The following is a 14,703-nucleotide window of genomic DNA, read 5'->3' on the forward strand; positions in this document are numbered from 1 at the left end:
CTCAATGGTCCTCGTAACCGAAGTAGGCAGCCTGGATCGCCTCGCCGTTTCCGAGTGTCCGGGCGTCACCATCGAGCACGATCTGCCCGCCACGCATCAGGATCATGCGCCCACCCACCATCATCGCCCGGGCCGAACTCTGCTCTACGATCAGCAGCGTGAGTTGGCGCTGCGCACGCAGCGCGATGAGCCGCTCGTAGACCTGGTCGTTGATGTTGGGGGCGAGGCCCAGCGAAGGCTCGTCGATGGCTATGAGCCGCGGATTGGTCATCAGCGCGCGTCCGATGACCAGCATTTGCTGCTGCCCGCCGGACAGCAATCCCGCCTGCCCGTGCCGCCTCTCTTTCAGCATCGGGAAGGTTGCGTAGACGGCTTCGAGGTCGCCCGCCGTTCGGCTTCGCCAGCCGCGGTCACGAGCGTGCATGCCAGTGCCGACGAGAAGGTTCTCTTCGGTCGTCAGCGAGCCGAAGACATCGCGCCCCTCCGGCACCATGGAGAATCCGAGCCGGGCGATGTTCTCCGGTGCCTGGCCGGTGATCTCATGGCCCGCCAGGTCGATCCGGCCGCCCGCCACCGGCGTCACACCGGCGATCGCACGCAGCAGCGAAGACTTCCCAGCTCCGTTCGGGCCGGTGATGAACAGGATTTCTCCTTCGTCCATGGAGAAGGAGACGTCGCGCACCGCCGTGAGACGGCTATAGCGGATGGTGATATCGGAAAGGGCGAGCAGGCTCATTCCATCACCTCCAGCACGGGCAGGTCGGTGTTCGCGGCCGTGCCCATATAGGCGTGGCGCACCTTCTCGCTATCGCGGATCGCGGCGGGCGGACCCTCCTCGATGATCGCTCCGGAATCGAGCACGACGATATGCTCGCAAAGGCCAAGCACCAGCCCGACATTGTGCTCGATGAGCAGGACACCGCAGCCGAGATCGCCGGCGATGTGTCTTATCAGCGCCGAAAGCTCCCGCGCCTCCGGCGTGCTCATGCCGGCCGCGGGCTCGTCGAGCAGGATGTATGCGGGCCGTCCCATCAGGGCGCGGCCAATGGCGACGCGGCGCTCATCCGTATAAGGCAAGGTTCCGGCGACGCGGGGACCCAGCGCGCCGATGCCGATCCAGTCGAGCATCGCTTCCGCTTCGGCGATGGCTGCGCGCCGGCTCATTCCCAGACCAACGCCGGTTACCTCCAGATTGTCCAGCACCGGCAGGTCGCGGAAGAGCCGCCCACCCTGGAAGGTGCGGGCGATGCCGCGCCGGCGGACCTGATGCGGCTTGAGACCCGAGAGTGCCGCCCCGTCGAGCTTGATGGTGCCTTCCGTCGGATCCTGGAAGCCCGTCAGCACGTTGACCAGCGTGGTCTTGCCAGCGCCATTGGGGCCGATGAGGCCAACGATGCGCCCAGGCGTAATTTGGAGGTCCACCGATGACAGGGCCTTTAGCCCCGCAAACGACACCGAGACGTTCTCCGCGCTCAGATGACTCATGTCCCTTTCCTTCTTGTTACCGACGGAAAGGCGCGAAGCATCCGGCCTTGCGGCCAGTCACGTTGCTGATGTCTTCCCCTGTCGGTTCCGGCGGTCTCTAGCGGACTGCTCGGATGGCCAAATTCACGCCGTTGCCCGGCGTCGTCTTGTCGTTTCGCGCACCGGATTTTGTCTTCCGCCGCGCGCGGTCGGTTTTGGCCGGCCGATCTCCTCACCTCCGGCTCCTCCGCCGGCATTTCGCGGCTGGCGTCAGCCGGCCAGGTACCCTTCGGCACGCGCCAGCGCGGCGCGCTGTTCCGCTCGCGCGGCCAGCGCGTCTTCCAGCGTCACCGCAACGAAGCGCGCCGGGGTGTGCGGCTGAAGCTGGGCGATCAGGTCCATGTCGGCCGAGATCACCACACCCAGCATCATATAGCCGCCACCCGAAACCGCGTCCCGGTGAAGAACAATCGGCTCCGTGCCACTCGGCACCTGGACGGATCCGTAGGGATAGCAGGCGTCGACGATGTTCGAGGGGTCGGAGCCTGCGCCGAAGGGCTGCTCACGCTCAACGAACTCCAGCGGCGTCCCGCCGCGGAAGCGATAGCCGATGCGGTCAGCCTCGGGCGCGACCTTCCAGGTTTCCTCAAAGAACCGATTGCCTGCGGCTTCAGTAATCCGATGCCAGTACATGCCAGGAAGCATTCTGAGTTCCGCCGGACTATTCCACACACGGCGCAGATTGACAGGCAGCGAAAGACCGGCTTTGCCGGAGCCTTCACCGATGGGAAGCTCGTCGCCGGCCTTCAGCGTGCGGCCTTGATGGCCGCCGAGTGCGCCCAGAATATAGGTCGAGCGCGAGCCGAGAACCACGGGTACGTCGATGCCGCCGGAGATGGCTAGATAAGCGCGCGCGCCGCCCTTGAGGAAGCCAAAGGACAGCCGGTCACCTGTCTTCACCGGAAAGCTTTCCCAGGTCGGCCGTTCCTCGCCATTAAGTTTGGGTGGCAGCTCTCCCCCCGTGACGGCGATGACTGCCGATTGGGTGAATTCCAGTTCAGGCCCCATGAAGGTGGCTTCGAGCACCGCCGCACCGGGATCGTTGCCGACAAGCAGGTTCGCGATGCGTGTGGCAAAGCGGTCCATGCCGCCGCCTTCGGGGATGCCGACATGATAGTGGCCTGGTCGGCCAAGGTCCTGCACGGAAGTGGAGAGGCCGGGAGAGATTACCTTAGCGGCCATTGATAAGCTCCATCAGCTTTGCATTTGTGCCGTAAATATCGCTGTTGAAGTCGGTCAGGCTGAAGGTGCATTCGCGAATCGTCGGCTGCCACTGATTGGCTTCGATTTCCTCCAGCGTGGCGTCGTACTCATCGCGACCAATGGCCTTGAACTTGACGATGTCGCCTGGCTTGAACAGGCACATATCATCGGCGAGGTAGCGCACCTTCCTGGTAGGGTCGTAGATCGGGGCCGGGGTTATGCCATACATCTGGTAGCCGCCAGCGCCGCGCACCGAATAGATCGCTGCAAAGCAGCCGCCATGGCCAATGGTGAGCTTGGGAGTGTCGGTGCGTGGACGCAAATATTTCGGAGCCTGAATCTGTTTCTTGCGCTCAACCATCTGGTACAGGAAGGGCAGTCCGGCGACGAAGCCGACCATGGATACGAACCAAGGCTGGCCGGAATAGGCCGCGATAAACTCTTCCACCGTGGCGTAGCCGTTGATGCGTGCCGAATATTCAAGATCGGTGGAGGACGGGTCCTGATGGCGCTCGCGGAAGCGCAAGCAGGTTTCACGCGTCCATGGATCCTGGAAAAAAACCGGCAGTTCGATGATCCGGGTCTTCAGCACCGGGGCAGCCTTTGAGGCCGCCTCTTCCATCGACTTCAGTTCGCTGAGCAAATCCTGCGGCCTGACGATGTCGGGGTCGAAGCGGATCTGGAAGCTGGCGTTGGCTGGGCAGATCTCGGTGACGCCCCGGATGCCTGCCGTACGCACCGCGTTGGTCATCGAAAGGCCGGTAAAGAACGAGGTGAGCGACATTTCCTCGGAAACCTCGCCGAAGATATGTTCGTCACCGCCGAAGTTGAATCGAATCGACATCGGTCCTCCTTAGCCCGCCGATGCTGCGGCGTTTTCGATGAGCCAGCCTTCCAGCCAGCGGGTATGCACGTCTCCCGCCCGCACCGCCGGATCGGCGGCCAGCGCAAGAAACAGCGGCTTGGTGGTCTTGAGCCCGCTGATCTTCAACTCGTTAAGCGCGCGGATCAACCGCACTATCGCCGCCTCGCGCGTCTCTGCATGGACGATCAGCTTGGCAAGCAGCGAGTCATAGAAGGGCGGCACCTGATAGCCTTGGTAGAGCATCGAGTCGAAGCGTACGCCCGGACCGCCGGGAACGCGAAGCTCGGCCACCTGCCCGGGGAATGGAGCGAACTCCTTCGCCGGATCTTCGGCATTGAGCCGTACTTCGATCGCATGCCCCTTGACGGAGACATCGCCCTGCCGAATCCGCAGCTTCTCGCCGCCGGCTATGCGAAGCATCTCAGCCACGAGGTCTATGCCGGTAATCGCCTCGGTGACCGGGTGCTCGACCTGAATACGGGTGTTCATCTCGATGAAGTAAAAGCGGTCTGCTTCATCGTCATAAAGATACTCTACCGTACCCGCACCAGAGTACTTGACCGCCTTAGCCAAAGCGACCGCGGAAGCGCAGAGCTCCTCGCGCAGCCCGTCGGAAAGTGCGCGCGACGGAGCCTCCTCCCAGACCTTCTGGCGTCGCCGCTGCAGCGAGCATTCCCGCTCGTAGCAGTGGATGGCATCGCTTCCGTCTGCCAGGATCTGCACCTCGACATGGCGGGCCTTGCCGATCACCTTTTCCATGTAGAGACCACCGTCGCCAAAGGCGGCGAGGGCTTCTGCTTCGGCCTGAGGAAAGGCTTGCTCGAATTCGGCGAACGAGTTCGCAATGCGGATGCCCCGCCCGCCACCGCCTGCCGCAGCCTTGATCATCACCGGAAAGCCGGTTTCGGCCAGCACCTCGCGGCCAGCCTCGAGGCCCTCGACCCGTCCAGCCGAGCCTGGCACCACAGGGACACCCGCGGCGGCGGCGGCTGATCGCGCCGAGACCTTGTCGCCCATCATCCGGATCGCATCCCCCGACGGGCCGACGAAAACCAGTCCGGCGCCTGTGACCGCATCTGAAAAGGCGGCATTCTCGGCAAGGAAGCCATAGCCAGGATGAACGCTGTCGCAGCCGGTTTCGCGGGCAGCCGTCAAAATTGCTTCGATGTTGAGATAGGACTTCTTTGCTGCCGGTGGGCCGATGTTGACCGCTTCGTCCGCAAGCTCGACGTGGAGCGCCCCGGCATCCGCGGCCGAATACACCGCCACAGTGGCGATGCCCAGATCTTGTGCGGCCCGGATGATCCTGACCGCGATCTCGCCCCGGTTGGCAACCAGAAGCTTTTTCAGCATCAGTCGAGATCCGCAATGGGCGCGCCAGCCATGATGGGCTCTTCATTGTCGGCAAGGAAGCGGATGTTCTTACCGGCCGTCTCGGCCCTCACTTCGTGGAACGACTTCATCACTTCGATGAGACCGATTACGTCTCCGGCGGAGACCGCGTCGCCATCCGCCTTGTAGGGCGGCTGGTCCGGCGAAGCGCTCCGATAGAAAGTGCCGGGAAGAGGCGATAGAATCTGGGCCATGAAAAGCTCCGGAAAACTGCAGACAGACTGATTTGAAACCGCCTGTGCGGCGGTTTCGGTTGGCTCAATGCCAAGGGGCAATTGCGGCGCGCACGGCCCTGGCTATTTCGATGGCGTTCGGCGTATCGGAATGCACGCAGATAGTTTCGCAGCGCACGGGAAAGAAACTGCCGTCCTGTGCCGTGCCCTCGCCCTTGCTGATGGCGCGCACGCAACGCTCGGCCATCTCCGTGGGGTCCTTGGCGTCATGAACGCGTGTCAGGATCAGCTTGCCGGAGGCATCGTAGTCGAGATCGGCATAGAACTCGGCGACGAATGGGATGCCGCGCTGTTGATAGATCTTCTCGTGCAGGGTGCCCGTCATGCCGAAAAGGGGGACGCCGAAAACCTCTGCCGCGTCGCACACGCCATGGGCAATTGCCTCCTGCTGCATGGCCATGAAGTAGAGGCTGCCATGCGGCTTGATATGGTGGAGTTCCACACCCTCTGCCTTGAGGAAGCCGGCAAGCGCTCCCACCTGGTAAATGATGGCGTTCCTGACCTCGTCGCGGGTCATCCGCATCTCCCGCCGGCCGAAACCCTGAATGTCCGGCAAGCCTGGATGGGCGCCGATCTTTACGCCATTCGCCTTGGCGCCGCGGACGGCGGCGTGCATGTGATCCGGATCGGAAGCGTGAAAACCACAGGCGACATTGGCGACGTCGATGATCGGCATCATGCCCACATCATCGCCAACCTGGTAAAGGCCAAAGCTTTCGCCCATGTCGCAGTTTAGCGTCACCGCCATCGCATTGTTACCCCTCGAAGCTGCCGTCTTTGCGGCGTTGCAGCATTTTTTGCGCATGCGCGGGCATTTGTGAAATAGTAGTTTATTGATTGTGATATCAAAAAAACAGATAATGGTTCTGGGTCGGAGTGCGCCATGACCATCACCTTGAAACAGCTCGATTATTTCATCGCCACCGCCGAGAGCGGACAGGTCAGTCATGCTGCGGTGGAACTCAACATCTCACAATCGGCGGTCACTGCGGCGATAAAGACGCTGGAGGCTGATCTGGGCGTACGGCTTTTGGAGCGTAACCACGCTGGCGTAAGGTTGACGATGGAGGGCGCGCGGTTTCTTGAACATGCGCGTGTCATCACCGGGGCAGTCGCAGCCGCTGTCCGAAGCCCGTTGCGCGACAGGAAGGGTCTGGAGGGTAAGCTGCGGCTGGGCATGACCTACACGGTCGTCGGCTACTACATGTCGCGCCACTACACGCGGTTTCGAAAGACCTACCCCCAGATCGAGGTCGAGGTGCTGGAACTTCCTCGAGACGCTCTCGAAAGCGGCTTGATGAGCGGGGAGATCGACATGGCTGTGATGCTGGTGTCCAACCTGGCGCACACCGAGGAACTGGCGCAGGAGGTCTTGATGCGGTCGAACCGCCGGCTCTGGCTCTCGGCGGATCATCATCTGCTCGCGCGGCAGGAAATCAGCCTCGCCGATGTGGCGGCGGAAGATTATGTCATGCTGACGGTGGACGAGGCACGCACGACGGCAGCCCGTTACTGGGATGCCGCGGGGCTTACGCTCCGCCCAGTGCTTACCACCAGTTCGGTCGAGGCCGTGCGTTCGCTCGTGGCTGCCGGCATGGGAGTCACTGTTCTGTCCGACATGGTCTACCGACCATGGTCGTTGGAGGGGCAGCGCATCGAAGTGCGCCGGCTTGTCGAACCGATCCCCAGTATGGATGTCGGCCTGGCCTGGTCGCGTGATAGACCAATCGGCCCGGCGGCGGCCGCCTTCCGGGCTTTTATGTCCGTGACCATGGGCGGCGGCGGCTAACCGCCAGCCCGTCAGACAGACACTTTACCTCAGGCTCGCTGGGTTGAGCAGCGGGTAGCCCACAAGGCACCTCGCCTGCGCATCCGCAGTTTATACGGCCAGAATGTAGACTGCTCGGCGAGTGGTCGTGCCGGATTCTAGACTCCTTCGTCGATTGGTTCTCGGAAGAAGCCAAGCGCGTCTATGGCGACGTCATCCGGTCGGCCGGTCGCGACCGGCGTTTCATCGTGTTGAAACAGCCGATCGGCGTCTGCGCCGCCATCACGCCCTGGAACTTCCCGCTGGCGATGATCACCCGCAAGGCGGCGGCGGCACTCGCCGCGGGCTGCACCATGGTCGTCAAACCGTCGGAGGAAACGCCGCTGACGGCGCTCGCAATCGCCGAGCTTGCCCGGCAGGCCGGCATTCCGGCCGGCGTGCTCAACATCGTGCCGTCGAAGGACGCCGCCGGCATCGGGCGGCTGCTCTGCGAGCATCCGGTGATCCGAAAACTCTCCTTCACCGGCTCCACAGCCGTCGGCAAGCTCCTGATGCGGCAGTGCACCGATACGCTGAAGAAGCTGTCGCTGGAACTCGGCGGCAATGCGCCGTTCATCGTCTTCGACGACGCCGATCTCGATCTCGCCGTCGCCGGCGCCATCGCCTCGAAATTCCGCAATTCCGGCCAGACCTGCGTCTGCACCAACCGCATCTATGTGCAGGACGGCATCCACGCTGCCTTCGTGGCAAAGCTGACCGAGCAGGTTGCTGGTCTGAAAGTCGGTGACGGCGCCGCGCCGGAGGTGGTGCAGGGGCCGCTCATCAACGCGAAAGCCGTGGCGAAGGTGGCGGAGCTTGTCGGCGACGCCGTGGATCGCGGCGCGCGCATCGAGACTGGCGGCAAGCCGCATGCGCTCGGCGGCACCTGGTTCGAACCAACCGTGCTGAGCGGAATGCAGGCGCCGATGCGGCTCGCACAGGAAGAAGCCTTCGGTCTTTCGCTTCAAGGACGAAGCGGACTGGCAGTAGGGACCGGCTGTTGGCGGTGGCCTTTGCGAGCGACAGCGAGAAGGTCGTTCGAGGCGATGCCGATCAGCGCTTTCATCTGGTCGTGAGCGTCGTCGACCCTACGCATGCGGATTGCTTCCAGCACATCGCCATGGGCGCTGAGCGTCTGCTGATAATTGGCCGTGGCCGATGTGGTCAGTCGGAAAGAGAAGCTGAGTGCGGCTGCCAGCATATTGCCGAGATTGGCGAAAACCGGGTTGCGGCTGGCGCGCAGGATAGCGGTATGAAAGCGGACGTCGGCATCGAGACAGGCCGCGAGGTCGTCCTCCGGCGCAATGCGCATGGCCTCATAGGCAGCTTCGATCACTGCGAGATCGCCCGAGGTCGCCATCCTGGCCGCAAGCTGGGCGGCAGCCGGCTCGATGACCAGCCGCGCCTCGATCAAGCCGCGGACGAAATCGAGATCAGGCTCGATATCGCGCATCCACTCAAGAACCTGCGCGTCAAGCCTGTTCCATTCGCTCGACGCGCGCACACGCGTGCCAGCCCGCTTGCGCGCCTCGATCAGTCCCTTGGCCGAAAGTGTCAGCAGCGCATCGCGAAGCGCCGTGCGGCTGGCGCCGTATATGACGCACAGTTCAGCTTCCGTCGGCAGGACCACGTGCTGCGCGTAGGTGCCGGCGAGAATGCGCTGTCCGAGATCGCGCGCGATGCGATCCTTCAGGGACAGATTGGCGCCATCCCCGGCAGGAAGGTCCTGCTTGCCTTGATCGATTGCAGCGGTCGCCGCGTCCATCGTCATGTCCTGTTCAAGTGGTACTCGGCAATGACCACAGCAAGGATCAGCAGTGAGCCTTTTGCAAGCAATTGATAGAAGGTTGGCACGGACGTCAGTATCATTCCATTGTTGAGCACGCCAATGATGGCGACGCCGAGCAGCGCGCCGACAATCGTGCCCTTGCCGCCCTGCAAGGCACAGCCACCCAGCACGGCCGCCGTGATTGCCTCGAGTTCCAGGCCCTGGGATCCGGATACGGGCTGACCCGAACCGGTACGGGCAGCCAGCAGGATCCCGGCCAATCCGGCGGCAACACCACTCATGATGTAGATGCCGACGCGGTAGCGGTTGATGTTGATGCCGGAGAAGCGGGCGACAACGGGATTGCCGCCGAGCGCATAGATGTTGCGGCCGACGATCGAACGCGCGAGGAAGAGGTGGAATGCGATCGCGGTCAGCACCAGAATCCAGACCAGCAACGGCAGGCCGAGGATGCGTCCAATGCCGATGAACCGGAACGTGTCGCTGAAGATGGCGATCGACTGGCCGTCGGACATGATGAAGGCGATGCCGCGAAAGATCGCCATGGTGCCGAGCGTGGCAATGACCGCGTTGACGCGCCCGTAGGTGATGATGATGCCGTTGACGAGACCGGCAAGGCCACCAAGCACCAGGCCGGCAACGATGCCGGCCGCCGGCGACCCGGTCGCCTGGATGGCCATTGCCGTCGAGACTGTGGTCAGACCGACCGTGGCGCCGACGGCGATATCGAGACCGCCGGCGACGATGACCACGGTCTGGCTCATCGCCAGCACGCCGAGAATGGTGACGCCAAGGCCGATGTTGAGCAGGTTTCGGCTGGAGAAGAACACGTCGCCGCGCAGCGAGCCGAAGATGATGATGAGAATGGCAAGCGCCACCAGAAGGCTGATGTTGTGAACGCCGAGGCGCTCGACGACGCGCGCGGAAGCGCCCCTGGCGTCGGTCTGCGCTTTCGATGCGCGAAGCTCGAGGCTGTTCATTGAATGTGGTCTCCAGGCGCTGGTGCGGATTGCGGCATGGCGTGTTTGAGGATCGTCGCTTCGTCGACGTCGGGGCGGGCAAGTTCTGCCGTGATGCGGCCGCCTGCCATGACAAGAACCCTGTCGGCGAGACCGATCAGTTCCGGCATTTCCGAGGAAATCAGGATGATACCAATGCCGCTTGCCGCGAGTTCATCGATCAGCCGATAGATTTCCGCCTTGGCGCCGATATCGATGCCGCGCGTCGGTTCGTCGAGGATGAGCAGCATCGGCTGCCGGGCAAGCCAGCGCGCCAGAACGACCTTCTGCTGATTGCCGCCCGACAGTTTCGAAACCTGCTCGTCGAGGTTGGGTGCCTTGATCGACATCTTGGCTGCCAGCGGCGAGACAATCTCCAGCGCCTTGCGCCGGTTGAAGAAGCCGAAGCTCGACGTCTTGTCAGGCACACAAAGTGCTGCGTTGTCGAGAATGCTTCGGAACAGGAGCAACGCCTCGTGCTTGCGGTCTTCGGGAGCAAAACCGATGCCCGCGACGATTGCCGCATGCGGACTGTTGGGGAGAACGGGCACGCCGTTCATGGCTATGGTGCCGGCGATGCGCCGGTCATAGCCGACAATCGCCTTTGCCAATTCGGAGCGGCCCGCACCCATAAGGCCGGCGATGCCGAGCACTTCGCCGCGACGAACCCTGAGGCTGACATCGCTGACGCGGTCTGTGGTCAATCCGGCCACATCCAGCAATTGTTCCCCGGACCGCCAGGTCTCGCGGGTGAACAGATCGTCGATGTTGCGGCCGACCATGAGCTTGGCGATGGTCTGCTCGCTGGCGCCGGCCGCCGGCGAATCGTCGACCAGCCTGCCGTCGCGCAAAACGACAATGCGGTCGGCAAGATCGATGATCTCGTTCAGCCGGTGCGAGATGTAGATGATCGATGTGCCTTCCTCGCGCAGCCGGCGGATGACGGAAAACAGGCGACGCGCTTCATCATCGGTCAGTGACGAGGTCGGCTCATCGAAGGCGATCAGCCGGCCGCCGGCACGGATGGCGCGCATGATCTCGATCATCTGGCGTTGCGCGGGGCCGAGCGTGCCGCAGAGTTGGCGTGGCCGCATGTCCTGCTGCATGCCGAAGGTCGCAAGCACCCGGTCGGTCTGCTCCTCCAGCTTGCGCCAGTCGAGCAGGACGCCAGCCAGGCGCGGCAATTCGCCGACGAAAATGTTCTCGGCCACCGTCAGGTTCGGAACGATCTCCGGCTCCTGATGGATGACGCGAATTCCGGCCCGGTGGCTGTCGCGCGGTTCGCCGAAAACGATCGGCGTCGCGCCGTGCCGCACGGTGCCGCTATCGGGCCCGAAGACGCCCTCGAGAATGCGCATCATCGTCGATTTGCCGGCCCCGTTCTCGCCGACCAAAGCGAGCACCTCGCCTGGCCGGAAGGCGATCGAAACGTTGTCGAGCGCCTGCACGATGCCGAAGCGTTTCGATATGCCATCGAGCGAGAAGAAGTCGGATTGCGTCAAAGCTCACTCCCAAGGATCGATCCGAGCAGTTGAAGAGCGTCATGCGCCTTGGAGGCGCATGACGCAGGTCCGGCTCAGTGGCAGAGCTTGGCCTTGTAGTCCGATGCAAAATTGCCGGCAGTGATGTATTCCGGGTCGGTGAAGGACTGAACGGGCAGCTTCGTTCCGTCCTTGATCGAGGCCAGCAGGATCTTCACCGCCAGCGCGCCATGGTTTGCCGAATTGAGCCACATCGTACCACGGAATGCCGAAGGCTTTCCTGATCCGAAGGCTTCGCAGGCGCGGCTGCCGTCAATGCCGATGCCCATGCCCTGGTCCGCGGCATAGCCGGCGTTTTCCAGCGCTCGCGCCGCGCCCAGCACGCCGTCATCGTTGCAGGAATAGAAGATCCAGTTGGTGACGCCGGGATTGGCCGTCAACGTGGTGGTCATGACGTCGATGGCGTTGACCATCGTGTTGTCATAGGGGACGCGAAGGATGTTCGCCGGCTTGAAATCGGGCACCGCCTTCAGGAATGCTTCCTCGGCACCCTTGTTGCGTTGCATGCAAGTGTCGGCCTTGCGGTCCTCGATCGAGGCGATACGCACCTCCTTGCCGGCCCAGCCATCGGCCTTGTAAAGCTTGGCCAGTTCTTCGCCCACCCGCGCACCGATATTGTGGGCATTCATGCCGACATAGGGGACCTGGGTGCCGTCCTGATAGTAGATATCGTCATCGACCGCCACCAGGGGGATTTTCGCCGCCTTGGCCTTCTCGGCGATGACCGGCCCCAGCGCCTTGTCGGGAACGACGATGGCGATGCCCTTGACGCCGTCACCGACCATCGTGTCGAAGGTGGTGATCGTCAGATTGGAGTCGAACTGGACGTCTTGCGAAACGAAGGTGGCGCCGGCCGCCTCGGCCGCTTTCTTGGCGCCGCCGACTTCGGCGACGAACCATGGATGCTCGCCCATCTTGTTGATGTAGCCGATCTTGATGTCGTCGGCGCTTGCTGCGCCAGCCATCAGTCCGGCAGCCAGTATCGCCAATGTTGCCAGAGCCTTTGTCGTCGTTTTCATGTGGATCCTCCCTGCTTGGTTGTCAGTCGTGGTACAGAACCGAGCGTCCACCATCGATGGTGATCGTCTCGGCATTGATGAACGGCGCTTCGTCCGAAGCGAGAAAAACCGCCGTCATTGCAACTTCGTCCGGCCTGCCAATGCGCTTGGGCGGATGAAGGTCGTAGGCCCGCCGCTTCTCCTCGGCCGGGTCGGGAAACGTGTTCCAATAGGCTTGCGCGATCGGCGTCTCGATGTAGCCGGGGGCGATCGCATTCACGCGGATGCCGCGCGCCGCATATTCGATGGCGAGCGAGCGGGTCAGGCCGACAAGCGCATGCTTGGCGACCGGATAGGGAAATGTGTGGGGAATGATCTTGAAGCCGTGGCAGCTGGCTATGTTGACGATCGACCCCGAACCGTTTGCCAGCATCGTCGGCAACACCGCTTTGGCACAGAACCACGCGGCCTCAAGATCGAGCCTGAGACAGCGGTCCCATTCCTCGTCCGGCATCTGCAAAGGTTCGTGGAAGACATTGGCGCCGGCATTGTTGACGAGAACATCGACGCCGCCATAGGCCGCGATCGTCTTCGCCACCATGTCGGCCACTGCCGCGGTGTCGGTGACATCGGTTTCGACGAAAATGGCGTCGGCGCCCTTGGCACGCAATTCGTCGGCGACCGCCTTGCCGGTTGTCGCATTGAGCTCGGCAATCACGGTCTTTGCTCCCTGCATCGCAAAGGCCCGGGCGGTGGCGGCGCCGATGCCCTGCCCGGCGCCGGTGATGATTGCGATCTTTCCCTGAAGCCTGCCTGTCATGGCGCTCACCAATCGACCACGGTGCCGTCGGGCATGACGGCGTTGCGGGCATGCAGCACTTCCTGCTTGAAGGGATGGCGCGCAATGACTTCTTCATTCACGGTGACGCCAAGGCCCGGCAGATCGGGCACGTCCCAGCGGCCGGGTTTGCGATCGATCGGCCAGGTGACGACATCGTCGTACCAGGCAACCGCGCCCGACATCTCCTCCTGGATGATGACGTTCGGCGTCGATATGCCGAAGTGAAGCGCTGCGACGCCGGCGATCGGGCCGAGCGGGTTGTGCGGCGCAAGGCCGATGCCGGCGGTTTCGGCCAGAGCCGCGATCTTCTTGGTCTCGAGCAGGCCGCCAGTATGGCAGATATCGGGCTGGGCGATGTGGAAGGCGCGCGCCGCAATCGAATGGGTGAATTCGCGGCGCCCGATCAGCCGCTCGCCGGACGCGATGGGGATCGCCGATCGCGCGGTGATATGCGCCAGGCCGGCGACATCTTCCGGCGGTACCGGCTCTTCGGCGAACATGATGCGGGCCGGTTCGATCGCCTTGAGATAGTCCATTGCCGCGTTGACGGAGGCCGGGCGTCCGTGAAAGTCGACCATGATGTCGATATCAGGACCGACGGCCTCGCGCAGCGCGCCAACCATGTTGGCAACGGAGTCGACCGCCTTCGCCGGCGAGACATAGTGGGTGTAGGGAATGCAGACGACCTTGACCGCATCGTAGCCGGCCTGCGTGACGATGCGTCCGCGCTCGACGATCGTGTCCGCCGACCCGCTCTCATAGACCGCCTTCATGTCGCCGAGGCCGAGATGCGTATAGGTGCGCAGATAATCGCGGACCTGGCCGCCGAGAAGCCGCCAGACCGGGACGCCCAGCGACTTGCCCAGAATGTCCCAGAGCGCGATCTCGATGCCGCTGACGGCCGACATTCCCTCGACGCCGAGACGCCAGAAACCGTGGCGCGTCAGAATCTGGTAGCACTGCTCCACATTACGCGGATCCTGCCCGATGAGCAGTGCCTCAAGATCCTGAAGCGCGCCAACGACGGCACGCGTCTTCCATTCCAGCGTTGCCTCGCCCCAGCCAAACAGGCCGGGCTCATCGGTTTCGACCCGAACGAAAACCCAATTGCGCATTTCCGCATTGCAGACGAGCGCCTTGATGGCCGTAATTTTCATAGATGCTCCCAGATGCGCCGTCTTTTTAAAAGTTATTATGTATGATTTATTATGGATCATATGAGCAAGTCAAGCGCGGCGTCGGCTGCACCGGCTTCGCGTCGTATTCGGCTGCCGTGCTGGCGGCTGACTACCGTTGGATGGATCCAGAATGGTAAGGGTCCGTCATCGCTTTTCACCAGCGAATGACCGCAGCGGGCGCGAAGCCCTCATCGGGTCTGAGCCCGCGATGGCTTCATAGGGTCAGGTCACGTCGATGAAACGCGGGGAGGTTGATCAGAAAAAACCGGTCCCGCCCGTCAGTTCTCTGCGCGGCGATATCTCCGACGCCATGCCATCATGAACGTCTCGGCAT

The 14,703-nt window shown here is 62.8% G+C and carries 14 protein-coding genes and 1 pseudogene; 2 read left to right on the top strand and 13 right to left on the bottom strand.

Annotated elements, in window-relative coordinates:
• Position 1 precedes the first annotated feature (1 nt).
• The 7 genes from D3242_RS26445 to pxpA form a co-directional block, all read right to left on the bottom strand.
• A complete protein-coding gene (locus D3242_RS26445) occupies positions 2-736 on the bottom strand; it encodes an ABC transporter ATP-binding protein (protein WP_019860198.1) in 735 nt (244 codons plus the stop codon).
• Entirely contained in the window at positions 733-1,485 is a 753-nt protein-coding gene (locus D3242_RS26450) for an ABC transporter ATP-binding protein (protein WP_064986281.1), read from the bottom strand. Before D3242_RS26450 ends, D3242_RS26445 begins: the two co-directional genes overlap by 4 nt.
• 249 nt (positions 1,486-1,734) lie before the next feature.
• On the bottom strand, positions 1,735-2,706 hold the full coding sequence (locus D3242_RS26455) for a 5-oxoprolinase subunit C family protein (RefSeq protein ID WP_064986283.1): 972 nt from the start codon (positions 2,704-2,706) through the stop codon (positions 1,735-1,737).
• Positions 2,696-3,571, bottom strand: coding sequence for a 5-oxoprolinase subunit B family protein (locus D3242_RS26460; RefSeq protein WP_019860195.1), 876 nt, complete (start codon positions 3,569-3,571; stop codon positions 2,696-2,698). Before D3242_RS26460 ends, D3242_RS26455 begins: the two co-directional genes overlap by 11 nt.
• A 9-nt stretch (positions 3,572-3,580) precedes the next feature.
• Entirely contained in the window at positions 3,581-4,945 is a 1,365-nt protein-coding gene (locus D3242_RS26465) for an acetyl-CoA carboxylase biotin carboxylase subunit (protein WP_064986285.1), read from the bottom strand.
• On the bottom strand, positions 4,945-5,178 hold the full coding sequence (locus D3242_RS26470; RefSeq protein ID WP_019860193.1) for an acetyl-CoA carboxylase: 234 nt from the start codon (positions 5,176-5,178) through the stop codon (positions 4,945-4,947). The genes D3242_RS26465 and D3242_RS26470 overlap by 1 nt, the downstream gene beginning before the upstream one ends.
• A gap of 64 nt (positions 5,179-5,242) precedes the next feature.
• Positions 5,243-5,965, bottom strand: a complete 723-nt coding sequence (pxpA, locus tag D3242_RS26475) for a 5-oxoprolinase subunit PxpA (protein ID WP_064986287.1) — start codon at positions 5,963-5,965, stop codon at positions 5,243-5,245.
• Positions 5,966-6,100: 135 nt separating this feature from the next.
• Between pxpA and D3242_RS26480 the strand changes: the two genes are divergently transcribed.
• A complete protein-coding gene (locus tag D3242_RS26480) occupies positions 6,101-7,006 on the top strand; it encodes a LysR family transcriptional regulator (RefSeq protein WP_019860191.1) in 906 nt (301 codons plus the stop codon).
• A gap of 143 nt (positions 7,007-7,149) precedes the next feature.
• Positions 7,150-7,980 (top strand): annotated as a pseudogene (locus D3242_RS26485) (aldehyde dehydrogenase family protein); the annotation flags it as partial.
• A gap of 8 nt (positions 7,981-7,988) precedes the next feature.
• Here the strand turns inward: D3242_RS26485 and D3242_RS26490 are convergent.
• The 6 genes from D3242_RS26490 to dgoD form a co-directional block, all read right to left on the bottom strand.
• Positions 7,989-8,789 carry a FadR/GntR family transcriptional regulator gene (locus D3242_RS26490; RefSeq protein WP_223217876.1) on the bottom strand — a complete coding sequence of 267 codons (801 nt, stop codon included), beginning with the start codon at positions 8,787-8,789 and terminating at the stop codon, positions 7,989-7,991.
• A gap of 2 nt (positions 8,790-8,791) precedes the next feature.
• Positions 8,792-9,793, bottom strand: coding sequence for an ABC transporter permease (locus D3242_RS26495; protein WP_064986293.1), 1,002 nt, complete (start codon positions 9,791-9,793; stop codon positions 8,792-8,794).
• Positions 9,790-11,313 carry a sugar ABC transporter ATP-binding protein gene (locus D3242_RS26500; RefSeq protein WP_019860186.1) on the bottom strand — a complete coding sequence of 508 codons (1,524 nt, stop codon included), beginning with the start codon at positions 11,311-11,313 and terminating at the stop codon, positions 9,790-9,792. The genes D3242_RS26495 and D3242_RS26500 overlap by 4 nt, the downstream gene beginning before the upstream one ends.
• A gap of 74 nt (positions 11,314-11,387) precedes the next feature.
• Positions 11,388-12,371 carry a substrate-binding domain-containing protein gene (locus D3242_RS26505; RefSeq protein ID WP_019860184.1) on the bottom strand — a complete coding sequence of 328 codons (984 nt, stop codon included), beginning with the start codon at positions 12,369-12,371 and terminating at the stop codon, positions 11,388-11,390.
• Between the two features lie 22 nt (positions 12,372-12,393).
• Positions 12,394-13,170, bottom strand: coding sequence for an SDR family oxidoreductase (locus D3242_RS26510; protein ID WP_064986295.1), 777 nt, complete (start codon positions 13,168-13,170; stop codon positions 12,394-12,396).
• Between the two features lie 5 nt (positions 13,171-13,175).
• Positions 13,176-14,348: a galactonate dehydratase gene (dgoD, locus tag D3242_RS26515; RefSeq protein ID WP_064986297.1), complete on the bottom strand. Its 1,173-nt coding sequence runs from the start codon at positions 14,346-14,348 to the stop codon at positions 13,176-13,178.
• Positions 14,349-14,703: the final 355 nt, after the last annotated feature.

It is taken from the genome of Mesorhizobium jarvisii, assembly GCF_003601985.1.
In the GTDB taxonomy this organism is placed as follows: Bacteria; Pseudomonadota; Alphaproteobacteria; order Rhizobiales; family Rhizobiaceae; genus Mesorhizobium; species Mesorhizobium jarvisii.